At 70.4% G+C, this 22,331-nt stretch carries 21 protein-coding genes; 18 read left to right on the top strand and 3 right to left on the bottom strand.

What is annotated here, in order from left to right; genetic code table 11:
• The 7 genes from ASE20_RS15810 (at nt 1) to ASE20_RS15780 (ending at nt 8,339) form a co-directional block, all read left to right on the top strand.
• The gene (locus tag ASE20_RS15810) at nt 1–1,395 is read left to right on the top strand and encodes a hypothetical protein (RefSeq protein WP_056895513.1); all 1,395 of its coding nucleotides are present in this window, start codon (nt 1–3) and stop codon (nt 1,393–1,395) included.
• Nucleotides 1,396–1,516: 121 nt separating this feature from the next.
• A complete protein-coding gene (locus ASE20_RS15805; protein WP_056895512.1) occupies nt 1,517–1,837 on the top strand; it encodes a WXG100 family type VII secretion target in 321 nt (106 codons plus the stop codon).
• Nucleotides 1,838–1,865: 28 nt separating this feature from the next.
• Complete coding sequence (locus ASE20_RS15800; RefSeq protein WP_056895511.1) at nt 1,866–2,162, top strand: WXG100 family type VII secretion target; 297 nt, start codon at nt 1,866–1,868, stop codon at nt 2,160–2,162.
• Nucleotides 2,163–2,303: 141 nt separating this feature from the next.
• Nucleotides 2,304–3,698: a type VII secretion integral membrane protein EccD gene (gene eccD / locus ASE20_RS15795; RefSeq protein ID WP_056895510.1), complete on the top strand. Its 1,395-nt coding sequence runs from the start codon at nt 2,304–2,306 to the stop codon at nt 3,696–3,698.
• A gap of 172 nt (nt 3,699–3,870) precedes the next feature.
• A complete protein-coding gene (gene eccB, locus ASE20_RS15790) occupies nt 3,871–5,310 on the top strand; it encodes a type VII secretion protein EccB (protein WP_056895509.1) in 1,440 nt (479 codons plus the stop codon).
• Nucleotides 5,301–6,509 (top strand): S8 family serine peptidase, encoded by a 1,209-nt coding sequence (locus ASE20_RS15785; RefSeq protein WP_157538477.1) that lies wholly within the window; start codon nt 5,301–5,303, stop codon nt 6,507–6,509. The genes eccB and ASE20_RS15785 overlap by 10 nt, the downstream gene beginning before the upstream one ends.
• A 33-nt stretch (nt 6,510–6,542) precedes the next feature.
• Nucleotides 6,543–8,339 (top strand): acyl-CoA dehydrogenase, encoded by a 1,797-nt coding sequence (locus tag ASE20_RS15780; protein WP_056895507.1) that lies wholly within the window; start codon nt 6,543–6,545, stop codon nt 8,337–8,339.
• Here the strand turns inward: ASE20_RS15780 and ASE20_RS15775 are convergent.
• Nucleotides 8,336–9,070, bottom strand: a complete 735-nt coding sequence (locus ASE20_RS15775) for a hypothetical protein (RefSeq protein ID WP_056895506.1) — start codon at nt 9,068–9,070, stop codon at nt 8,336–8,338. The two genes, ASE20_RS15780 and ASE20_RS15775, sit on opposite strands and share 4 nt — an antisense overlap.
• Before the next feature lie 9 nt (nt 9,071–9,079).
• Nucleotides 9,080–9,265: a hypothetical protein gene (locus tag ASE20_RS24785; protein ID WP_157538476.1), complete on the bottom strand. Its 186-nt coding sequence runs from the start codon at nt 9,263–9,265 to the stop codon at nt 9,080–9,082.
• Between ASE20_RS24785 and ASE20_RS24395 the strand changes: the two genes are divergently transcribed.
• On the top strand, nt 9,248–9,676 hold the full coding sequence (locus ASE20_RS24395) for an SCP2 sterol-binding domain-containing protein (protein ID WP_082612475.1): 429 nt from the start codon (nt 9,248–9,250) through the stop codon (nt 9,674–9,676). The two genes, ASE20_RS24785 and ASE20_RS24395, sit on opposite strands and share 18 nt — an antisense overlap.
• Here the strand turns inward: ASE20_RS24395 and ASE20_RS15770 are convergent.
• Nucleotides 9,565–10,836, bottom strand: a complete 1,272-nt coding sequence (locus ASE20_RS15770) for a wax ester/triacylglycerol synthase domain-containing protein (protein WP_056895505.1) — start codon at nt 10,834–10,836, stop codon at nt 9,565–9,567. The two genes, ASE20_RS24395 and ASE20_RS15770, sit on opposite strands and share 112 nt — an antisense overlap.
• 194 nt (nt 10,837–11,030) lie before the next feature.
• Between ASE20_RS15770 and ASE20_RS15765 the strand changes: the two genes are divergently transcribed.
• The 10 genes from ASE20_RS15765 to ASE20_RS15720 all read left to right on the top strand — a co-directional run bounded on the left by ASE20_RS15765 (nt 11,031) and on the right by ASE20_RS15720 (nt 22,317).
• Nucleotides 11,031–11,951, top strand: coding sequence for a polyprenyl synthetase family protein (locus tag ASE20_RS15765; RefSeq protein WP_056895504.1), 921 nt, complete (start codon nt 11,031–11,033; stop codon nt 11,949–11,951).
• A complete protein-coding gene (locus ASE20_RS15760; RefSeq protein ID WP_056895503.1) occupies nt 11,948–14,119 on the top strand; it encodes a geranylgeranyl reductase family protein in 2,172 nt (723 codons plus the stop codon). Before ASE20_RS15765 ends, ASE20_RS15760 begins: the two co-directional genes overlap by 4 nt.
• Nucleotides 14,116–14,844, top strand: coding sequence for an ABC transporter ATP-binding protein (locus ASE20_RS15755; protein ID WP_200952826.1), 729 nt, complete (start codon nt 14,116–14,118; stop codon nt 14,842–14,844). Before ASE20_RS15760 ends, ASE20_RS15755 begins: the two co-directional genes overlap by 4 nt.
• On the top strand, nt 14,841–17,369 hold the full coding sequence (locus ASE20_RS15750) for an FtsX-like permease family protein (RefSeq protein ID WP_056895502.1): 2,529 nt from the start codon (nt 14,841–14,843) through the stop codon (nt 17,367–17,369). The genes ASE20_RS15755 and ASE20_RS15750 overlap by 4 nt, the downstream gene beginning before the upstream one ends.
• 4 nt (nt 17,370–17,373) lie before the next feature.
• Nucleotides 17,374–18,141: a hypothetical protein gene (locus tag ASE20_RS15745; RefSeq protein ID WP_056895501.1), complete on the top strand. Its 768-nt coding sequence runs from the start codon at nt 17,374–17,376 to the stop codon at nt 18,139–18,141.
• 3 nt (nt 18,142–18,144) lie between these two features.
• Nucleotides 18,145–18,696, top strand: coding sequence for a hypothetical protein (locus tag ASE20_RS25030; protein ID WP_056895500.1), 552 nt, complete (start codon nt 18,145–18,147; stop codon nt 18,694–18,696).
• Nucleotides 18,697–18,781: 85 nt separating this feature from the next.
• Complete coding sequence (locus ASE20_RS15735; RefSeq protein WP_162261005.1) at nt 18,782–19,474, top strand: 4'-phosphopantetheinyl transferase family protein; 693 nt, start codon at nt 18,782–18,784, stop codon at nt 19,472–19,474.
• Nucleotides 19,475–19,476: 2 nt separating this feature from the next.
• Complete coding sequence (locus tag ASE20_RS15730) at nt 19,477–20,616, top strand: acyl-CoA dehydrogenase family protein (RefSeq protein WP_056895498.1); 1,140 nt, start codon at nt 19,477–19,479, stop codon at nt 20,614–20,616.
• The gene (locus tag ASE20_RS15725; protein ID WP_056895497.1) at nt 20,613–22,061 is read left to right on the top strand and encodes an AMP-binding protein; all 1,449 of its coding nucleotides are present in this window, start codon (nt 20,613–20,615) and stop codon (nt 22,059–22,061) included. The genes ASE20_RS15730 and ASE20_RS15725 overlap by 4 nt, the downstream gene beginning before the upstream one ends.
• The gene (locus ASE20_RS15720) at nt 22,054–22,317 is read left to right on the top strand and encodes an acyl carrier protein (protein WP_056895496.1); all 264 of its coding nucleotides are present in this window, start codon (nt 22,054–22,056) and stop codon (nt 22,315–22,317) included. Before ASE20_RS15725 ends, ASE20_RS15720 begins: the two co-directional genes overlap by 8 nt.
• Nucleotides 22,318–22,331 lie beyond the last annotated feature (14 nt).

Here is a 22,331-nt window from a genome sequence, read left to right as displayed (position 1 = left end):
ATGTCCGGTCCGACGTCCCGGTCGCCCGCGGCCGGTGCGGTCACCGCGGTGACGGTGCACGGTCCCCGCGGCGTCCTCGACCTCACCGTGCCGACGGCGGCGACCCTGCTCGACGTGGCCCGGGTGTACGCCGCCGAGACGGCCCTTCCCGCGCCGCTGCCGTTCGTCAGCCGCACGGGTGAGGCGTTGCCGATGACGACCGAGGTGGGGGCGGCCGGGCTGGTCCCGGGCTCGGTCCTCGTCGCTATCGACCCGACGGCCCGGCAGTCCCTGCCGCGACGCCGGTCGATGGCCGGCGACGCGGCAGGGCCGGTGGCCGACGCGGTGTCCGCCACCTGGCTCGCCGTCGCGGTGGGCGTCGCCGTCGTCGCCGGCTGGTCCGCCACCCGGCTGGCCGAGGACGAGCGGTGGCCGGCGGTCGCCGTCCTGCTCGTCGCCGCGTTCGTGGGCTGCCTGCCGTTCGGCGCCCTCGCCCCGCAGCGGGTGGTGGCCGCGCCCGCCTTCGCCGGCGCCGCCGTCTTCGCGGTCGTGTGGGACCCGCTGCCGGAGCGGCTGCCGATGGTGTTCGGCGCCGCAGCCCTCGCTGCGGCCGTCGCCGCGGCGGTCGGCCGCGCCCTGGCCGACCCGGACGGCTCGGCCGAGCAGGCCCTGCGCACCTGGTTGTTCGTCGGTGCGGCGTGGTTCGCGATCGCCGGGGTCGCCGCCCTCACGGGCGCCTCGCCGCAGACCGTGTGGGCCGTGCTCTTCCTGCTGGCCGTGCTCGGTGCCCGGTTCGTGCCCGAGGTCGCCGTCGACGTCCCCGACCAGTTCCTGCTCGACCTCGAGCGACTGGCCGTCACCGCCTGGTCCGCACGGGAGCGTCCGAGCGGTCGGCGTGGTCGCATCGTCGTCCCCGAGCAGGCCGTCAACGTCGTCGCCGCCCGCGGCGCCCGCACGGTGCGTGCGGCCGCGGTCGCGATCCTCGTCGTCGTCCTGGTCGCTGCTCCGCTGCTGCTCTGGACCGCCGACCTCCCGCTCGACCGCACCGGTGCCCGCTGCCTCGTCGGCTTCGGCGGCGCCTCGCTCCTCCTCGCCGCCCGCAGCTACCGCCACGCCGCCGCGCGCCGCCTGCTGCGCCTCGCGGGAGTGGTCGCACTGGGTCTCGTCGCGCTGGTCCTGCTGGGCCTGGGGCCCGGTGGCGACGCCGACTCCGGGCGGTCCGGGATCATCGCCTCCCTCGCCATCGGTACGGCGGCCGTGCTGGTCCTCGTGGCGGTCCTGGTCGGCCGCGGCTGGCGTTCGGCGTGGTGGTCGCGACGGGCCGAGGTGGCCGAAGCGGTGTGCGGTTCCTTCGCCATCGGGGCCCTCGTGGTGGCCGTCGGCTTCTTCCGTCACCTGTGGGAACTGACGAGCTGATGTTTAGCCCGTGCGGAGACACGGGTAGCAAGCCACGCATCGGCTCTTTGGCAGCACTCGGGAGCCAGATCCAGGGAAGCCATCCGACGGGCGCGAGCGCCCAACTGATCAAGGAGCAAACATGTCGAATGTTGAGTTCGGCCACGCAGAGGGCGCGCTCAAGCAGATTGCCGAGCGCGTCATCCAGGCCAAGGAGGAGTTCAAGAAGCACTCCGACACCCTCGATGGCCAGATCGGGAACATGCGGGGCAAGTGGGACGGCGACGGTGGCCGTGCCTTCGCGATCCTGCACCAGGCCTGGACCGAGAAGCACAAGGTCGTCTCCACCGCCCTGGACAAGTTCCACGCGGCGCTGACCGAGACCGAGAAGGACAACGTCGCCGTCGACCAGCAGGCCGGCGCCGGCATGAACAACCTCTTCAACAAGCTCGGCCAGATCTGATCCGGCCCCAGGAACAGGAGACAACAAGATGAGCCTCGACGGACTTCGCGTCAACCACAGCGAGCTCGAAGCCGCTGCCCAGAGCATGTACTCCACCGTCAAGAAGATGGAGGAGACCCTGACCAGCCTGGAGAACGACATCCAGCCGAAGGTCTCCACGTGGTCCGGTGACCAGCAGGACGCCTACCGCACTTCGAAGGCGGCCTGGGACTTCGCCATCAACGAGCTGAAGGACCTGCTCGACCAGAGCCACCAGACGGTCTACCAGTCCAACGACGAGTACCGCGCCGCCGACAAGCGTGGTGCTGGCCGTTTCGACTTCTGAGGTCGATCGCCGAACTGCGGGAGGGCCGACGCCCAGCGTCGGCCCTCCCGTCATGTCCGCCCCTGGGCGGATCCGGACGACGACCGCCCCCGGCGGTCGTGCCACGATGGCCCCCCTGGTCTCTCGGGAAGGTGTGAGCAGATGACGCAAGCGGCGCATTCGGGCCGGGCGCCCGTGACGGTCGCCTCCGGCCTGGTCCGGGTGACGGTCACCTCCGGAACCCGCCGGGTCGACCTCGTGCTCCCCGGCGCGGTCCCCGTCGCCGAGCTCCTGCCCGAGCTCGCCCGCAGCGTCGGCCTGCTCGACCCGGCCACGGTCCACGGCGGCTACCGCGTCGGCACCGCCGACGGCCGCCGGCTGGTGCCCGACACCGGGCTCACCCTCCAGGGTGTCGAGGACGGCGGCCTGCTCACCGTGACGGCCGGCGTCGACGACCCCCCGCCGCGGGTCTACGACGACGTCGTCGAGGCGATGGCCGACGTGGTCGAGCACGACCTCCAGCCCTGGCAGGCGGCCTCCGGTCGTCGTACGGCGCTGCTCGCCGCGGGCCTCTTCCTCGTGCTCGGCGCCGCCGCGCTCCTCGTGCAGCGCGGCTCCGACCTCGCCGCGGCTGCCACCGGGGTCGTCGCGCTGGCCCTCTGCGCCGGCGCCATCGTGCTCTCCCGCGCCCAGCGCGAGCCCGAGGCGGCGGTCGGCGTCGCCTGGCTCGGCGCCGGGTACGCCGCGGTCGCGGGCGTGATGTTCGCGCCCGACGGCGGCGTGCCGCTCGGCCAGCCGCTGGCCCTCGCCGGTGCCGGAGCGCTCGTCGCGGGCATCGTGTGCGTGATCGGGCTGGGCCCCGGGCGCACCCTCGTCTTCCCGCCGGTCGTGGTCGGCGCGCTCGCCGCGGCGGCCGGGCTCTACCTCGACTCCGCGGACGGCGACGGCTTCGCGCCGGCCGAGCTGCTGACCACGGTGCTCGCCCTGATCGTGCTGGCCGGCAGCGTCTTCCCGTGGCTGGCGCTCGGTGCGACGTCGACGCGGATCGACCAGCTCTACACGCCGGCCGACATCGTCGCCGACCCCGACGACATCGAGCGTGACCGGGTCGCGGCCGACGCGCGGATCGCCCACGAGATCCTGCTCGCGATCTCCGGCACGGTCGGCCTGCTGCTCGTCCTGATCGTGCCGCTGGCCGTCAGCCTCGGCGTCACCGGCACGCTGCTGGCCGTCGACGCCTGCCTGATCGTGATGCTGCGGACCCGCCAGTACCGCACCGGCAGCGAGGTCCTCACCGGCCTGACCGCCGGCATCGCCGGCCTGGCCACGACGGCGGTCGCCGTGCTCGCGGTCCACGACGACTGGCGCCCGACGCTCGCCGTGCTGCTCGCGGTGGCCGGTGCCGTGCTGCTCGCGGCGACGCTGACCCCGTCGGTCCCGTCCGTCCGCCGCGGCCGCCTCGGCGACGTGCTCGAGTCGACCGCCCTGATCGCCCTGCTGCCGCTGCTCGTCGTCGCGGTCGGACTGTTCACGTCCGTCCGTGAGGCCATCGGCTGAGGACCCCCAGGTCGTGACTCCCGTTCCTTGGCGGCGCCCAGGCCGTCCAGCACGCGCGCTGGCGGCGTTGCCGACGCTCGACGTGCGCCCAGCATGCCCGCGCGCCGGCGCCTTGCCATCACACGCACCGGACGACCCGGGCATCCACCTAGGAACGGGAGGCACGACCTAGATGGCCACCAAGAAGGACCTCGTCGAGGCCTACTCGTTCAGCCGCCGCCGCCTGGTCACCGCGTTCGTCTCCGGTGCGCCCGGGGGCCGCGAGGTGGAGCCCGCCCGCCCGGGCCGGATGATCGTCGGCGGTGTCGCGCTCGCGGTGCTGCTGATCGCCGGCGCCGCCATCGCCGGCGCGCTCTCGGGCCGGGCGCCCGAGGACTGGAACAGCCCGGGCAACCTGGTGACCGACAACCACGGCGCCCTCTACGTCGTCCTCACCGACGAGCAGTCGCAGGGCCAGGCCAAGCTGCGGCCGGTGATCAACGTGACCTCGGCCCGGTTGATCCTCGGCAGCAAGGTCCAGACCAAGAGCATCCCCGACGACGACCTCGCGTCCGCCGACAAGGGCCCGTCGATCGGCATCCTCGACGCGCCGCCCACCGTGCCCGGTCCCGACCGGCTGCTCAACAGCGGCTGGGTGTCGTGCACCGCCGCCGGCAAGGGCGTGCAGACCGAGGTCACCCCGAGCGCGGCGGTCGAGCCGGCGCCGGACTCCGCCTTCGTCGTCCGCGCGCAGAAGAGCGGGGTCCGCTACGTCATCGCCCAGGCGACGGCGCCCGGCCACCGCAACCGCGCCTACCGCTACCGCGCCCCCGAGGACGCCGACGCGCTCTACTCCGACCTGCACCTCGAGGCGGCCGACGAGATCGTCGTCCCCGACGCCTGGCTCGCGCTGTTCCCGGTCGGCGGCACCCTCGACCAGGACGGCCTGGGCCTCGACGGCTGGGGCGAGGCCGCGAACCTGGCCGGCTACTCCACCGCGCGCGTCGGCGACTACTACGAGCGCAGCGGCCAGGTCTACGCCGTCAGCCGCGACGGCTTCGTGCTGCTCGACGAGTTCGCGTTCGCCGTGCTGCGCAACACCCGGCTCGGCAAGGGCTACCCGCGACTGATCGAGGAGAACTCCGAGAGCGCTCCGTTCGACAACGTCGGCAGCACCTACGACGACGCAGCCTGGCCCCAGGCGCCCGTCAGCGGCGGATCCACGCCGAGCACGGCGACGGTGTGCGGCGTCCTGGACACCGCGGAGGGCGAGGAGCCGGGCGTCACGCTGGCGACCTTCCCGTCGGGGCCGACCATGCTCGGCGACATCGCGCCCGCCGACGCCGACGTCCGTGTCGAGCCCGGCTACGGCGCCGTCGTCCACTCGGCCGACTGGAACACCTCCTCGGGGGGCACCGTCCACCTCGTCGACGACGCCGGCCGCAGCTACTCCATCGCCGGCGACCTCGAGGTCGAGAACCTCGGCTACGGCGGGGTCCCCGCCGTCGTCGTCCCCGAGTCGTGGCTGCAGCTGTTCCGGCCCGGCCCCGACCTGTCGCAGCTCGACGCGCTGTGCCCGCCGCGGCCCACGAGCTCGGCCGCCGAGGCGCCCACCGGGCCGTCATGCGCGTGATCCGCGGTCACCGTACGACGGGCGCCGCGCTGATGGGTGCGGCGCTCCCGCTGCTGGTGCTCCCGGGAGCACCCGCGCGCGCCGCGGAGGACCCCGTGTGCGGCTCGACCGACGTGGACACCCCGCAGCGCACGGTGACCGGCGCCAACGCCGCCAACGACGCGCTGCAGGTCCCCGCCGCGACGGCGCTGGTGCGCAAGGCGGGCCGCCGTCCGGGTGAGGGCGTCACGGTCGTGGTGGTCGACACCCAGGTGCCGGGCGGCGTCGCGGTCGCGCCCCGCCCCGACCTGGTCAGCAGCCACGGGCTCACGGCGGCCGGCATCGTCGGTGGGCCCGAGCAGGGCAAGGGCGACGTCGCGGTCGGCATCGCGCCGGCTGCCGACGTCCGCCCCGTCCGCTTCTACGACGCCGAGCGGGGCAGCGCCGCCGACGGAGAGGCCGAGCCGGAGCCCGGCGCGCTCGCGAGCGCCCTCGCTGGCATCTCGGTGGGCCGTCGTACCGTCGTCCTGGTGCCGGCGGTGGTCGGACCCGGCGACAGCCTGCGGTCGGCGCTCGAGCGGCTGGCGCGCCGGGGCGCCCTGGTCATCGCGCCGTCCGGCGACCGCCCCCAGCAGGCCGACGGCCTCCTCGACGACTACGTCGGCGACGCCAGGCCCGGCCAGGACGCGGCGGCCGACGTGTGGCCCGCCGCGGTCGACGACGCCGTCCTCGCGGTCGGCCTCGCGCCGCCGCTGTCCTCGCTGGCCCTGCGCAACTCCGAGGTCGACCTCGCGGCGCCGGGCGTCGGAGCGGTGTCGATCGGAGCGCAGGGCGGATGGTGCCGGGTCACCGAGCCGTCGACGGCCTGGGCGGCCGCGCAGGTCGCGGGTGTCGCGGCCCTGGTGTGGTCGATCCACCGCGACGACTCCGCGGCCGAGCTCCGCGCGCGGCTCGAGGGCACGGCCAGCGGCAACGGCGAGGCCAGCCCGCTCACCGGCTACGGCGTCGTCCAGCCCGTCGAGGCGTTGCAGCGTCCCCTCGAGAGCCTCGCCCCCGGGGGCCAGCGGGCCGCGCAGGTGCCGCGCGGCGACGTACCGCCTCAGCGGGCCGACCTGCTCGCCGACACTCGCCACGACGCCGTCTGGTGGGGTCTCGGCGGAGGCGGGGCGCTCGTCGTCCTCCTCGTGCTGCGCCCGGCGCTGGCCCGGCGACGGCGCTGAGTTGATTACTACGCTGCTGTAATATTCCGGGCCGTGAGCTCGAACCTGCTGTCCGCCCGCAACGTCTCCTTCCTGCTGCACGAGTGGCTCGACGTCAGCGAGCTGTCGCTGCGGGAGCGTTTCGCGGAGCACTCCCGCGAGACCTACGACGCGCTGCTCGAGCTGTGCGAGCAGCTGGCGACCGACCACTTCGCGCCTCACTTCCGCAAGAGCGACGAGAACGAGCCGTCCTTCGACGGCACGACCGTCACCGTGATCCCCGAGGTCGGGGAGGCACTGCGCCGCTTCGCCGAGATGGACGGCTTCGCGCTCGGTGCCGATGCCGAGGCCGGCGGCCTGCAACTGCCCTCGACCGTCGGCACCGCCGCGGCGACCTGGTTCACGGCGGCCAACATCGGGACGATCTGCTACGCGTTCCTCACCCAGGCCAACGCCGGCCTGCTGCAGGAGCACGCGTCGGCCGAGATCCGCGAGCGCTACGTGCCGCCGATGCTGGAGGGCCGCTGGTTCGGGACGATGGCGATGTCGGAGGCGCACGCCGGCAGCTCGCTGGGTGACATCACCACCCGCGCGGTCCCGCAGGACGACGGCAGCTACCGGATCTTCGGGTCGAAGATGTGGATCTCCGGTGGCGACCACGAGCTCGCCGACAACATCGTCCACCTGGTGCTGGCGCGGCTGCCCGAGGCCCCGGCCGGCACGAAGGGGATCTCGCTCTTCGTCGTCCCCAAGTTCGTGGTCGAGGCCGACGGGTCGCTCGGCGAGCACAACGACGTCGCGATCGCCGGCATCAACCACAAGCTCGGCTCGCGCGGCACCGTGAACACCGCGCCGGTCTTCGGTGACGGCGCCTTCATGCCCGGTGGGCAGGCGGGTGCGATCGGCCACCTCGTCGGGGAGCCCCACAAGGGGCTGAAGTACATGTTCCACATGATGAATGCCGCCCGGCTCGCGGTCGGGACGGCTGCCACCGGCACGGCCTACGCCGCCTACCTCAAGTCGCTCGAGTACGCCCGCGAGCGCCCGCAGGGCCGCGATGTCGCGACGACCGACCAGGCCGCGCCGCAGGTCGCGATCATCGAGCACACCGACGTACGACGGATGCTGCTGGCCCAGAAGGCGTACGTCGAGGGCGCGCTCGCGCTGACGCTCTACTGCGCGCGCCAGCTCGACGAGGAGCGCTCCGCGCCCACTGAGGAGGAGCGGGCGGAGGCCGCGAAGGTGCTCGGCGTCCTCACCCCGATCGTGAAGTCGTGGCCGTCGCAGTGGGGCCAGGAGAGCACCTCGCTCGCGATCCAGGTGCTCGGCGGTGCCGGCTACACCCGCGACCACGACGTCGAGCAGCACTGGCGCGACCAGCGGCTGAACCCGATCCACGAGGGCACGCACGGCATCCAGGCGATGGACCTGCTCGGTCGCAAGGTGCTCCTCGACGGCGGCGCCGGGCTGATGGCCCTGGCAGCGCGGATCGAGGCGGCCATCGCCCGTGCCCACGGGGTCGGCGGACGGTGCTCGGCCTGGGGTGACCAGCTCAAGGCGCAGCTCGACCGCTTCGGCGAGGTGACCTTCGGGCTCGCCGGGCTCGGGGAGCCGGAGACGATCCTCGCCAACGCGACGGCCTACCTCGAGGCGGCCGGCCACCTCGTCGTCGCCTGGCTGTGGCTCGAGCAGGCGCTGGTCGCCGAGGGCAACGAGGGCGACTTCTACGACGGCAAGCGGCAGGCCGCGGCATACTTCTTCGCCACCGAGCTCCCGAAGATCACGCCGATGCTCGACCTGCTGGCCTCCGGCGACCTGACCTCGCTGGAGATGCGGGAGAGCTGGTTCTAACGTTCAGAGGTGCGCGGCTGGCGCTCGTGGAGCTCGACGACCTCGGGCAGGGGACCGGTCCAGCGGACGACGAGCTCCGGGCGCAGCTCCCGCACCTGGGCGAGCAGCGCCGCCAGGAACAGCAGGCCACCGGCGATCTCGAGGGACTCCTCGCACGTCATCGTCAGCAGGTAGCGCAGCGTGTAGTGGCCGTCCGCGACGACCTCGCCGCCGAGCATCTCGAAGCCGACGGCGCCGGTGAGGTAGACGATCGCGGCGATGACGAGGCGCGGGCGGACCGCGTCGGACATCGCTGCGACGAGCGGCCGGAACCAGTACGCCGCCGCCGCCACGACCAGCAGGGCCGGCAGCAGCCAGGCGAAGTACAAGATGCCGAAGTCGAGGCCGAGCGCGTTGCGGACCGGGCGGGTGGCGAGGTCGTGCAGCTGGGACGTCTCGTCGATCGCCATCAGCAGGAAGAACGCTGCGAAGGCGGCCCAGCGCCCCGCGAGCGGCTCGTCCCGCAGCGCCCGGATCCGTGCGACCAGCAGGCACAGGCCGGCGGACAGCAGCAGGAGGAAGGACGAGAACCAGGCTGCGAGGTTGCCCTCCGCGTTGAGGTCGAACTGCCGCACGATGCCGATGCGCGGGTTGACGTCGTAGGCCTCGCGGGCCACCAGTCCGAGGAGGTGGCCGGCCAGGAGGACGAGCGCACAGAGGACGAACGGGCGGAGGAGACGCGAGTCGAGCACCCGTGGAATTTACGCGCTCAGCGGCGCAGCCGGCGCCAGCGGTCCACTGCGGACGCCGTACCGCTGGGCGATCGTGTCGAGCGTGTTGCCGTCGTGGACCCGCTTGCGGTGGTGGGTGGCGAGGAAGCGGGCGACGCCGACGGCCTGGCGGGGTTGTAGTCGAGGCCGCACTGGGCGCTGCTGGCCTTCACCCACCTCGTCGATCCCGCTGCGCTCGAGGGGATCGCGGCGACGTACCGGTTCGTGATCGCGGGGCGCGCGGCGTACCTCCAGCTCCGTGACGGCCGGGCGTCGGTACTGGTCGGCGAGGGCGACGGCGCCCCCGACGCGACGATCACGCTGGACGCGGCGACCGTCGCCGTCGTCGGGGCGGGCCGCGCGAGCGCGGTGGAGGCAGTGCTCGACGGGCGGATCGTGGTCGACGGGGACGCGGCGGCGATCGACGAACTGCTGCGGGTGTTCGCCGAGCCGACGGCGATCAGACCCGGCGGCATCTACTGGTCGCCAACCAGGCGTGAGACGTGTTCACCGATGCTCGCGACGATGGCGTCCGCGTCGCCGACCGATGAATCGGCCACGACGGCGACGCTCACGGTGTTTGCGTAGGTGCTCATCTGGGCGATGAGCCGGTGGCGCGGCGGCAGCGGCGGGCCCGGCACGATGCTCACCACTCGCCGCCCGATGAAGGTCGCGGGTCGCGACGGACCGGCGATGTTGGACGCCATCAGGTTGACGACCCTGCGCGAGAAGCGCAGGCGCATGCTCGTCCCGAGGAAGGGGGTGGGGACGAGTCGGGACAGTTCGGCTTCGAGCATCGCCCCTTCGAGTTGCCGCCCGGACTTCAGGGCCTGCATGCGGCCGAGTACGAGCACGTGACGTCTCGTCGGGTCGCTCGGCCCGAGGGGGAGGTGCAGCCGGAAGCCGGCGAGGCGGTTGCCGAGCGCACCTGCCTCACGATGTGACCGGAGGTTGACGGGAACCCCGACCGCCAGGTCTGCCGGCAGGGGTAGCTGCCGTGCGCCGAGCCAGTCGCGCAGCGCTCCCCCCAGTGCAGTGAGGAAGATGTCGTTGATGGAGCCACCATGACGCTCGGCTGCGACGGCGTAGTCCCGGACCGATGACGTGCTCCAGTGGAGGTGCCGGTCGGTTCCGAGGGGCCCGTTGAGCTCAGCCACGCGAGGGGCGGGACGGCGAGTGGTGTCGGCGAGCAGCTCCGCCAGGCCCAGCACTGCGTCCCGTCGTCGGCTGATCCGGTGGCCCGGTGCCAAGAGGATCGGGGGGTCGTCCCTCGACTTGAAGAACTCGGCCAGGACCTGGTTGACCAGGGCGTCGCCGTCGCCGACGGCATGGTGCACCCGCAGGAGGAGGACGAAGCCGCTCGTCGAGTGACCCGTGACGAGCCTCAGGTCCCAGGGGGGCTTGTCCAGGTCGATGGGTTCGGACAGGCACTGGTCGACGACCATGCGCAGCTCGTCCTCGTTCTGGACGTGCTTCACGCCGACATGCTGCTCCAGAACGAAGGAGACATCCTCGACCCACAGCGGACGGCGCAGGCCGAGCCCCGATCGGCGAACCCGCTGGCGCAGACGTGGCATCCGGGCCACGCACTGCGAGACGTGGTCGAGGAGCGTGTCCTGCTCCGGCGCCGACCCAGCGACCTCGATGACGAAGGTCGGTGAGTTGACCTGCTGGCGGCGACGCCCGACCGCCAAGTACGCCGCATCGAGCGCACTGAGCCGGGTCGGGTCGGACGGGGAGGCGGTCACTCGAGGTCTCACCCGTCCTTCGGCGGTGGTGGCGTCGCGGCGGGCCCATTAGAGCACCGGCTGGTTGGCGAAGGGACGAAAAATCTCGCACGGTGCCGTAGCGATCCGCCCATTTCCTCTGCTAGACACTGCTCACCGTGCATGGGGCGCGCTTGCCGATGGGCTTTTCTCGGCATCCGGAGAAGGGGCCGTGAATGCTTGCAACGAGCCGCGTTCGGGAGATCGTCGGTCGTCCTGAACAGCCGACGCTGGACGAGAATTGCCGCCATCTCCTGAGTACGAAGGGCAAGCAGGTCAGGGCGACCCTCCTGCTCGAGGCCGCCCGGCTCGGCGCGGGGGTCGATGAGGAGAAGGCAGAGCTGGCCGCCACCGTGGTGGAGGTCGTCCACCTCGCCACGCTTGCTCATGACGACGTCATCGACGACTGCCAGGTCCGTCGTGGATCGCCCACCGTCGGGGCCCGGGCTGGCAACGTGGCAGCGGGTATCACCGGCGCCTGGCTCTTCGCCCGAGCGCTGGAGCTGATCGCTGAGTGCGGGGACAGGGCCACGGAGCGCTTCGCCGAGGCGGCAAAGCACATCGTCGACGGCGAGATCCTCGAGATCAAGGACCTCCACAACGTGGACCGCACGCGAGAGCGCTACCTGCGGTCGATCGACGGGAAGACCGCGGAGCTGTTCGCACTCTCGGCGCACCTGGGTGCGTTGCTCGGCGGCTGCTCAGACGAGGTCGTCTCGGCGATGGAGGCCTATGGCCGCGCGCTCGGAATGGCATTCCAGATCAACGACGACCTGCTCGACCTGCTGTCGGTCTCCGCGGTGATGAAGAAGCCGACGGGCAAGGACCTCCTGCAGGGGGTCTACACGCTGCCGGTCATCTACGCGATCGCCGAGTCCGACGAGCTGCGCGGTCAGCTGCTGGCCGGGGTCACCGAGGCGAACATCCGCTCGGTCACTCAACTGGTGAAGTCGACGAGTGGAGTCGCGATGGCTGAGGCCGAGTGCGGCGAGCACTTCCGTGCGGCCGAGGAGGCACTGGCCACTGTCGATGAGGCTCGGGTCTTTCATGATCTCCTGCACCGTTCCGTCCCCGCAATGCGCCAGGAGGCCAGGTGAGCGCCACGCTGGAGATCCTCCACCAGGCAGAGATAGCCGTCATCGGGGGTGGTCCGGCCGGCGCCACGACAGCGGCCACCCTGGCTCGGCTGGGGCGCGACGTCGTGGTGCTGGACAAGGACGACTTCCCGCGGGACAAGCCGTGTGGCGACGGTCTGCCGCGTGACGCCGTTGCCTTCCTCGAACGGTTCGGCTTGCGCCAGCTGGTGGAATCGGCGCACCCCATCGATGGCAGCCGCCTCGTCATCGATCAGCGAGTCGAGAAGCTGAAGAGGTACCCCAGCGACTCCATCGGACGTTGCCTGACGAGGTACGCCCTTGACGAGGCCCTGATCCGTGAGGCGATCGACTCAGGAGCCGTGCTGATGAAGGCGCGTGCCGACGAGTTCCTCTACGACAGCCGAGGGCGGGCCCACCTGCTCAAGGTGCGGGACGCGAGCGGCACCATGGGCCTCGTCCGCGCCCAGCACTTCGTGCTGGCGACGGGCGCTGTGTCGCGCCTCGGCAACTCTCTCGGGCTGGCGGGTGGCTCAGCGACGATCGAGTCGTACGCCGCTCGCCAGTACTTCGAGACCGAGGGTGAGCTCGACCCGTACTTCGACCTGCACATCCCGGTCGTCTTCGACTCTCGGCCGATGGTCGGCTACGCGTGGATCTTTCCCGTCGGACCGCGGACCGCGAACATCGGAATCGGGTTCGGCCGGGGTGAAGGTCTCCCGGCGGTTCCCTCTCTTCGCACGCTCCTCGATGAGTTCGTCGCTGGTCTCCAGCGGAACAAGGAAGCATCGTGGGGCGAGATCCGCGCGGTCAGCAAGGTCATCGGAGCGCCGGTCGGGACCAACTTCCGGGCCGGGTCGTGCCAGCACGAGAACATCTACTGCGTCGGTGACGCGGCGCGGATGACGGACCCGTTCAACGGCGAAGGCATCTACTTCGCCCTCAGGGGTGGTGAGATCCTGGGCAACGAGATCGATCGGGCGATTCGTTCGCACGACGCCACCATCTCCATCGGAACGCAGTACGCAACGAACTTTCCCAGGCTCAACCAGAATGTTGCGCCGGTTGCTCGCATGCTGCTCAGCTCCATGACTCGTCGGGTGAACAACCCTTCGAGTCCTGCGCACGGTGACCTCCTTTCGTTCGCCCGCGAGCCCTTTCTCAAAGGACTGCTCGACCTCATCGTCGACGGCCGCAGTGTGACGTTGCAGAGCACGCCCGTATGGCAGACCTGCGCGAGCGTGAACACAGAGCTGGCTGACGCGCTGGGAGCCGTGGAGAGCCTCGCGGCGTCCGACCTGACTTCTGACTTCCCCTTCGTGCACGAGATCCTGTTCCAGAATCTCCGGTCGGAGGCCGGGCCCTTCCAGGCTGCGCTCTTCCTTGCGAGCTTCCAGGCTTTCGGAGGAAAGCCGAGCCGACGCGAGGTCAGCCTGGCGCTGGCGTTGGAGATGGTCCGCATTGCCCAGCGGCCGCTGGTCCAGCTCGGGGATGACTCGCAGCACACGGATCAGGGCAAGTTGAACAACGCGCTCCCGATCCTGGTCTCGGACTACTACGTCAGCCAAGCGCTCTGGATGAGCTGCCGGACCCTGGGTGCACAGACGATGAAGAGACTTGCGAGGCTCGCCTGCAACGCGGGCGAGGGCCTGATGCGTGAGCTCGAGTCGCCCACCCCGGCTCAGTTCCTCGAGGCGACGGCTCAGGGAGCCGGGATGCAGGGTGCGGTGGCGGCCCGGCTCGGCGCCGAGATGGCCGGAGCGGACACGGCGTCGGCGTCGGCCGCTGAGGCCTACGGCAGCGCGATCGGTACGGCGTACCGCATCTCGAACGACATCCGAGCCCTCCTGGTCGATGACCATGCCACCGGCCGCCGTGCGGGGACGATCACCGCGGCCGGGCCGCAACCAGCTCCCCTGGTGTTCGCGATGGCTGCGGCTCCGGACGTGACGGCGATGGCGAAGCGGGCGTGCGAGACCAACGAGTTCGATGCGCTTGTCCGCAAGGTGACGGAAGTCGGGGGAATCCGGATGAGCATTGATGCGTGTGAGGGCTATGTCGCGGAGGCTCGACGCCAGCTGATGTCGATCACCGCTGCCTCAGGCGCCCTGGACGCGCTGGCCCGTACCCCTCTCGAACTGGTTCGGGAGCCCGTCGGGCAGACCTCGTGAGTCAGGACCGCGCGAGGGTCCTGGAGATCGACGAGGTCAGCCGGGTGTACGGCAGCGGCCAGACCGCCGTGCACGCGCTCCGTCCCTGCACCGCGACGCTGAGGGAGCGCGACTTCGTCGCGGTGATGGGCCCGAGCGGGTCGGGGAAGACGACGCTGCTGCAGCTCGCCGCGGGCCTGGATCGGCCGTCGGCGGGCGAGGTGCGACTCCGCGGCGACTCCCTCGCACAGATGACGGTGCGGGAGATGACCCGCATGCGTCGACGAGAGATCGGCTTCGTGTTCCAGTTCTTCAATCTCGTGGACGGGCTCGACGCAGTCGAGAACGTCGCCCTGCCCTTGCGGTTCGACGGCATGCCCGGCCGAGAGGCGAGAGCGCGCGCGGACGAGTACATCGAGATGGTGGGGATGGGGCACCGCCGCTTGCACCTCCCGTCGCAGATGTCCGGTGGGGAGATGCAGCGCATCGCTGTGGCCCGCGCTCTGGCGCCGCGGCCCTCGGTTCTCATCGCCGACGAGCCCACAGGCAACCTGGACGGTGCGAACAGTCGCGAAGTCCTCTCACTGTTGCGAGACCTTGCGAAGAAGAACGATGTCGCGGTCCTGATGGCGACTCACGACGCGGGCACCGTGCGGTACGCGGATCGGCTGTGGCGCCTCGACGACGGCACGTTGGTGGAGGAGGCGGTTCTCGATGAGGATGCGGATCCGCCGAGCCGGGCATGAGTCGGACCAGCGTCGTCGCGCCGATCGTCCGCATGGTCCGGTGGCGGCTGTGGAAACACCCGCTACGGTCTGCCCTGACCATCGTCGGCATCAGCGCCGGGGTGACCCTCATGGTGGTGGTGCAGGCGGTGAACGCGACCCTGCAGGCACCGTTCGACGGGTACGCGAAGCAGCTGTTCGGCGACGCGACGCTGCAGGTCGACGCGCAATCACCGTCTGGTGTGGACCAGAAGGTGGTGACCGACCTGCGTCGTGTGCGGGGCGTGGAGGTCGTCGCACCGATGATCGAGCGGTCTGCCGTCCTCTACGCCGGGCGGGAGTCTCACGACGTCCCGTTGCTCGGCATCGATCAGGCATTCAGCGAGCTGGGCGGCACGTTCTCCCAGACGATGCCGAACCGTCCGACCGAGCGCGATCTCGGCCTCTACGTCTCGGAGCGGGTGTCCGAGCACCTGAACGTTGGGGTCGGTGACCGGGTGCGGATCGCGGCAGGTCGCGATCCGGTGGCCGTCATCGTGGTCGCTGTCGTCGACGACGACCAGCTCGGCAGGTTCGCGGGCGCTTCCTTCGTCGCTGCTCCCCTCGGGCTGGCACAGCGCCTGGCAGGTGCCGGTCAGCGGATCGACAGCGCGCTCATCGTGACGAGCGGTGAGCCGGACACTGGGCTTCGGCAGCGGATCGCTGCGACGGTCGGATCCCAGGCCGTCGTCAACGATCTCGATGTGCAGTCGGGCATGCTTTCCGAGGCGAGCGCGATCAGCCGCGCCGCGGCCTCGCTCCTCGGTGCCAACTGCCTGGGGGTCGGCGCACTGCTCGCGGCGAGCGCAATGCTGCTCTCAGCCCTCGAACGACGGCGTGAGGTCGCGGTCATCAAGGCGATCGGCGCATCGCGCACGGTCATCGTGTTCGGTGGGGTGTTCGACGCCCTCTTCTTCGGCGTGCTGGGCGCGATCCTGGGCACGGCCGTCGGGTACGCCACGTTCACGTGGACCGCCCCTCAGCCGCCGGCCTTCCTGACAGCTGCCTTCGCGCTCCTCCCACCCCAGCGGTTCCCGGCATGGGCTCCGGTCGTGGGTGGCGTCAGTGGGCTGGTCGCCTCCCTCGGTGCCGCAACCTACCCGACACTGCGACTCGTCGCTGTTGACCCAGCCGAGGCCATGAGGTCCGATGGAATCGCCCAGAGGTCCGACCGCTGGCCGGGCAGGACCATGCTGGTCCTCGGGCTGGTCCTGAGCGGAGTCACGGCGCTTGCCGCGGGCAGCGGAGTCGGGCGGGGAATCCCCGCGGTTGCACTGACGATGTGCGCGGCGGCGGCGCTGACCATCGGTGCGGTGCCGGCTCTGCTTCGACTCGCCGCACGAGCGCCGTTCCTCGGGAGGTTGTTTCGCGTCGCGGTCGGTCAGTTGTCGGCACGGCCGACACAAGCTGCGGCGATTGCCGTCGTCTGCACCCTGTCAACCGGGCTGCTCCTCATCGTGGAGGGCGTCACGCGCAGTATCGAGACGGCCACCGACGACCTGTCCTCAGCACTCTTCGCCGACGCCGACCTGTGGGTTTCCCGCGACACGCCTCAGAACGTCTACCTCCAGGAGCCGTTCGATAGAGCGTGGGGTGATCGCCTGGCGGCTGTCCCCGGCGTCGCCTCGGCCGACGCCACGACCACCCGGTTCCTGGACTGGGACGGTCAACTCGTCCTGGCGATCGGGGCACACCGCGTCGATGACACGCCGTTGCCGGCCATCCGGGTCTTCGCTGGCGAGCACAATCCCTTCGTGGAGGAGCACCAACCACCCCAGGCTCTGATGACGGCGTCCTTGGCGAAGCAGCGCGACCTCGGGCTGGGCGACGAGTTCACGGTGCCGACACCAGCTGGCCGAAGGACGCTCGAGCTGGTCACGCTCCTCCCGAGCTACGGATGGCCCCCGGGAACGGTCGTGGTCGACCAGCGGACCTACGATCGTTGGTGGCCGTCGACGGCGGCGACGATCGTCGCGATCCAGCTCGATCCCGGGGCATCGCGCGAGTCCGTCAAGGACGATGTCGCGACCCTCGTCCGTGGTGCAGGACTGCGGGTGGAGACGGCGAGCGAGGCGCAGCGGCGATCGTCGGAAGTGGCGAGTGATGGCACGGAGGTCCTGCGACAGATCGCGGCTGGAGTGGGCCTTGCGTCGGTCCTGGCCGTGGCCGCTGTGATGCTGCTGACCATCGCGCAGTCACGCCGGACGCACGCGATCCTCCTCGCCGTCGGTCTGAGCCGGCTTCAGCTCGGGATGTCGGTCCTCATCGAGGTCGCGTCGGTCGCGGTGCTGGGTGTGGTGCTGGGGTGCGTGGCGGGCATCGCCGGCTCGGCGCTCGCAGTCCGGGCTCTGGTCGAGAGCACGTCCTATCCGCTTCACTTCTCCGTCCATGCTGACCTGATCGGGAAGGTCGGGCTGCTGACGGTGCTGATGGTCGTCGTGTCGAGCCTGGCGCCTCTCAACCAACTGAGGAGGATGTCTGTTGCCGAAGCACTGTCGAATGACTAGGGGAGTGACCCTCCTGCTCACCACGGTTCTCGTCGGCGCGACGCTGTCGGGCTGCGGGGATGATGGAAGTCAGGACGGCGAGCGCCGCTCGGTGCTGGTGGATCCGCCTGACACGCCGTCGGAGGACGAGTGCACCCAGCTCGCGGGCGATCGCTCTGCGGGGGCGGCCACGACGGAGGATCCCCCTGCGCCGGGACGTTACGCGTTCGCCTCGAGGGGCGTGATCGAGACGCGGCGGGACGGGAAGGTGGTCGAGCGGCGTCAGCTGCCGAAGACCATGGATGCGTACGTGACCGACGCGCGGACCGTGGGAGGCGTCTCCTGCTTCCGCGTCCAGAACAGGCTCACCGGTGAGATCGCCGACACTGCAACGTTCGCTTTGCGCGGTGAGGAGCTGTTCCTGGTCGCCGTCGAGCTCCAGTCGGGAGGCGATCTCGTGACCTACGTGCCCAACCCTGCGATCCGGTCGCTGGACCCGAAGGAGCTCGAGTGGACGGGAACCTTCGCGGGTACGACCCAGGGCGACTACCAGGCCAGTGTCGTGGGGCGCCGCACCATCAAGGTCGGCGGGCGCAGGGTCCGAACGGTCGGGGTGGAGCTCCGGTCGACCTTCGCCGGTGACCTGCAGGGCTGGCAGACGGCCACCACGTGGCTCTCCGTGGACGAGAAGCTGCCGGTGATCATCGACTCGGAGACGGTTCGTGAGTACGGACTCGACCAGTACCGAGCGAAGTACCATGCCGTACTTCTGTCAGTGGAACCGGAGGAATGACGAATGATCCGTGCGACAGAGCGTCGTCCTCTCGTCCTGGCCATCGCGGTGGTCGGTCTGCTGCTGGCCAGCATGAACGTGCTCATGTGGCGCATCGTGCAGAACACTTCCGAGGACGCTCCGAGCTCGACAGAGGAAGTTCTTCCTGCTCTGCCGCCGACGCAGGGCGGCGGAAGCGCGAGGGCTCTGCTGGACGAGCTGGACGGCCTCCAGAAGCAGCTCGCCGAGCCGTTGGACGGCCTCCAGGATCAGTTGGAGACGCTCAACGCCAACACGGGCGATCTCGGCAGGCTGAGCGAGAACTCGCAGGAGCTGGTGCACATCAAGGAGCAGATGTCGAAGCTGCTCGGGCGACTGAACGACATCTCCTCGGCGACTGCCGACCTGGCCGCGATCTCGGGCGACATGGGGTCGATCTCCGCTGACGCACATGCGATGGCGCAGACAACGGAGGCTCTCCAGACGTCCTTCGCCAAGGCGCTCACCGTGCTCGAGCAGATGGTCAGCGAGGTGCAGCAGATCCGCAAGTGCGCCCAACGTCCGTTGTTCTGCTGAGCGAGTACCCACCGTGCCCGACAGTCTCCGTCCTTGCTCCCCGCGAGCCCCGATCGGCCGTCTGCAGTCCCTGGTTCCCCCGAGCGTGGCAGTGCGGGAGACCTTTGAGGACGCCGACCCCGAGCTGGTCCTCATGGAATCCGAACGGGCCCAGCTCGGACGCGTCGGTGAAGAGCGGGCTCGAGAGTTCGCGACCGCCCGGGCCTGCGCCCGCGCTGCCCTGTCGGACATCGGGCACCCGCCCGTCCCGCTGTTGCGCGGAGAGCACGGCCATCCCGACTGGCCGCACGGGGTGGTGGGCAGTCTCACGCACTGTCGTGGCTACCGGGCGGCTGCGGTCGCGCCGGCGGCGCAATGGCGAGCCGTGGGCATCGATGCCGAACCACACGAGCCGTTGCCCGAGGGTGTCCTGTCCTTCATCGCGAGCCCCGAAGAGTCGGCATTGGTGGCGCAGCTGATGGCGGCCCGGCGGGGCATCCACTGGGACACCGTCCTGTTCTCGGCGAAGGAGAGCATCTACAAGGCATGGTTCGCGTTTACGGGCGAGCGGTTGGGTTTCGGGGACGCGCGGGTCGTGATCGACGGATCGAGGCGAACGTTTGCGGCTCGCATCCTGGCCGCCCCGTCGACGGGCCAGGGCCGGCGCCTGCCGAGACGCGACGACGGTGTGTCGGGGCGCATCGGAGTGTCCCGAGGGCTCGTGCTGACGGCGGTCTCGATCGGCTGGGGCAGGTCCAGTTCCGAACCGCCCGCGTTTCGAGACGAGAGGGCATCGTAGTCATGGACTTCGGATGGTCAGAGGGGCAACGTCACGCCTTCGAGGAGCTTCTTGCCGCGATCGGCTCATGGCAGGACGACCGCTCTGTTGCGGACAGTGAGTCCGACCTTCGAGCGGCTCGGCATGACCTGGCCTCGTGGGGGCTGCTGGGGCTGAGCGTCCCGGAGAGGTACGGCGGCGGCGGGCTCGACGTGCGGGACACCGCCTTGCGTGTCCAGGCGTTCGGCGACGCCTGCACCGACATGGGCCTCGTGTTCGCCACTGCCGCTCACCTTTTCGCCTGCGCGATGCCGATCGCCGAGTTCGGGACCGAGGAGGCGCGGGAGCGTTTTCTGCCATCCCTGTGCTCAGGAGCCCTCGTGGCGGGCAACGCCATGACGGAGAGTGGCGCAGGATCCGACCTGTCGAAGCTCGGTACCCGTGCGGTCGCCGTCGATGGGGGTTATCTGCTGAGCGGCGAGAAGTCGTTCGTGACGAATGGTCCGATCGCCGACCTGCTGGTCACCTACGCGCAGACCGACCCGACGGCGGGCTACCTCGGCATCACCGCGTTCGTCGTCGAAACGAGGACACCGGGCATCCACCTCGGTCCGCCGATGGACAAGATGGGGCTCGACTCCGCCAGTGCGGGGATCGTCGCATTCGGTGACTGCTTCGTCCCCAGTGACCAGGTGCTCGGTGCCATCGGGCAGGGCACGGAGGTGTTCAACCGCTCGATGAGGTGGGAGCGCACCTGCCTCTTCGCGGGCTACGTCGGATCCATGGATCGTCTCCTGCGCCGGACTGTCGAGCACGCGCAGACCCGTTCGCAGTTCGGGCGGCCGATCGGTGACTTCCAAGCGGTGGCGCACCGGATCGCCGAGATGAAGTCCAGGCTGGAGGCTGCGCGTCTGCTGCTCTACCGAGCCTGTTGGGCCATCGACGTCGGAGAGCATCCGGACCAGCACATCGCGCTGGCCAAGCTCGCCGTCTCCGAGGCAGCGGTCGCCAACGCGTTGGACGCCGTGGCCGTGTTTGGAGCCTGGGGCTACCTCTCCGACCACGGCATCGAGGTCGCCGTGCGGGACGCCACCGCCGGCCGGATCTTCTCGGGCACGTCGGACGTCCAGAAGCTGATCATCGCGCGAGAGCTGGGACTGTGACGCTCGAGAGCTATGTGCGAGAGACCGCGCGTCGCAACCCTCGGTCGGTGGCGGTGCGGTCTGCCGGCCTCGCCATGACCTACGGCGAGCTCGACGCGCTTGCGGAGACCCAGGCCGCCAACCTCCGGGACCTGGGTGTCGGCCCCGGAGACCGGGTGGTGATCTGGGCGCGGAAGACCCCCGAAGCCGTCGGACTGATGCAGGCGACGCTGCGCCTGGGCGCGTGCTACGTGCCGGTCGCGGACACGAATCCCCACGTCCGCGTCCGCGCCATCGCCGATGACTGCGCGGCAGTGGTCGTCGTGTCGGACCTGCACGCAGAGCGCTCCAGAGGGAAGACGGTGTCCCTCACTGAGCTCGCAGCGCCGAACGGGACCCCGGGGCCACGCCACCAGAACCACCCCGATGACCCGGCCTACATTCTCTACACGTCGGGCTCCACGGGCGCGCCCAAGGGCGTGGTGCTGAGCCACGGAAACGCCTGTTCCTTCGTGGACTGGGCCGTGCGCGCCGTCGAACTCGCGCCCCACGACCGGCTCTCCAACCATGCGGCCTTCAACTTCGACCTCTCGGTGTTCGATCTCTACGGGGCCTTCTGCGCGGGCGCGTCGGTCGCGCTGGTGCCGTCGGACTTGGCGTACTCGCCCGATGAGTTGGTTCGCTTCCTCCGCGAGGAGAGGATCACGGTCTGGTACTCGGTGCCGTCGGCCTTGGCGCCGGCACTGCGCGCGGGCGCGTTCTCGTCCGATCCGCCGCGGCTCCGCGCCTGCATCGTTGCGGGGGAGGCGATGCCGCCCAGTGACGTTCGTCTGCTTCACGCAGCACTGCCTGACGCACGCATCGTCAACTGGTACGGGCCCACCGAGACGAACGTCTGCACCGCTCACGAGTGCGTCCCTGAAGACCTCGAGGGCCGCTCGTGGTTGCCGATCGGCACCGCCTGCGCGGGCGACACCGTCGTGCTCGACCCGGAGCCCGAAGGCGAGATCGTCGTGTCCGGGCCGACCGTCATGCTCGGCTACTGGGGTCGCGAGCGTCACCACGGCGCGTACCGCACGGGCGACATCGGGCGCCGCCTGGCGTCCGGTGACATCGAGTACGCCGGACGCAAGGACGACATGATGAAGGTGCGTGGTCATCGCGTGGAACCTGCCGAGCTCGAGGCAGTGATCCGCCAGTTGCCGGGTGTCGATGACGTGGTCGTGCTGGGCCTGGGAGTCGGATTGGAGACCTCGGTCCACGCGGTGGTGGCCAGCCGGGCCGTTGGGGACTCGCCGTCCTTGTTGGCCGTCAAGCGCATGTGCGCGGAACACCTCCCTCCCTACATGTCGGTCGATGCAGTGCACCACCGGTCGACGCTTCCGCTGACCGCGAACGGCAAGATCGACCGGCTCACCCTGTCCCACCAGATCCGAGCAGCGGAGGAAGCCCGTGACCATGCCTGAACGAGACGAGATCTTCGAGCTGGTTCGTGACTACGTGCAGCGTGTGGTGCTGCGCGGCGAGAGCGGGATCGCGCACGACTCGCCACTGCTCGAGTGGGGTGTGCTGAACTCGATCACGATCGTCCGGCTGCTCGCCTTCGTACGAGATCGGGTAGGGGTGGAGATTCCCGCGACCGAGATGACGGCGGACAACTTCAGGACGCTCGATTCGATCACCTCGCTCGTGGTCACGTCCCTGACCCGCGGCACTGGCTGAGTCAGCAGGATTCA

The organism is Nocardioides sp. Root240, from assembly GCF_001428825.1.
Lineage (GTDB): Bacteria > Actinomycetota > Actinomycetes > Propionibacteriales > Nocardioidaceae > Nocardioides.
The sequence above is the reverse complement of the archived record's forward strand: the minus strand, read 5'-3'. Positions and strand labels throughout refer to the sequence as shown.

Coding starts and splice junctions, on each gene's coding strand:
- ASE20_RS15810 (WP_056895513.1), top strand. CDS start 1: ATGTCCGGTCCGACGTCCCGGTCGCCCGCGGCCGGTGCGGTCACCGCG.
- ASE20_RS15805 (WP_056895512.1), top strand. CDS start 1,517: ATGTCGAATGTTGAGTTCGGCCACGCAGAGGGCGCGCTCAAGCAGATT.
- ASE20_RS15800 (WP_056895511.1), top strand. CDS start 1,866: ATGAGCCTCGACGGACTTCGCGTCAACCACAGCGAGCTCGAAGCCGCT.
- eccD (WP_056895510.1), top strand. CDS start 2,304: ATGACGCAAGCGGCGCATTCGGGCCGGGCGCCCGTGACGGTCGCCTCC.
- eccB (WP_056895509.1), top strand. CDS start 3,871: ATGGCCACCAAGAAGGACCTCGTCGAGGCCTACTCGTTCAGCCGCCGC.
- ASE20_RS15785 (WP_157538477.1), top strand. CDS start 5,301: ATGCGCGTGATCCGCGGTCACCGTACGACGGGCGCCGCGCTGATGGGT.
- ASE20_RS15765 (WP_056895504.1), top strand. CDS start 11,031: ATGCTTGCAACGAGCCGCGTTCGGGAGATCGTCGGTCGTCCTGAACAG.
- ASE20_RS15750 (WP_056895502.1), top strand. CDS start 14,841: ATGAGTCGGACCAGCGTCGTCGCGCCGATCGTCCGCATGGTCCGGTGG.
- ASE20_RS25030 (WP_056895500.1), top strand. CDS start 18,145: ATGATCCGTGCGACAGAGCGTCGTCCTCTCGTCCTGGCCATCGCGGTG.
- ASE20_RS15730 (WP_056895498.1), top strand. CDS start 19,477: ATGGACTTCGGATGGTCAGAGGGGCAACGTCACGCCTTCGAGGAGCTT.
- ASE20_RS15720 (WP_056895496.1), top strand. CDS start 22,054: ATGCCTGAACGAGACGAGATCTTCGAGCTGGTTCGTGACTACGTGCAG.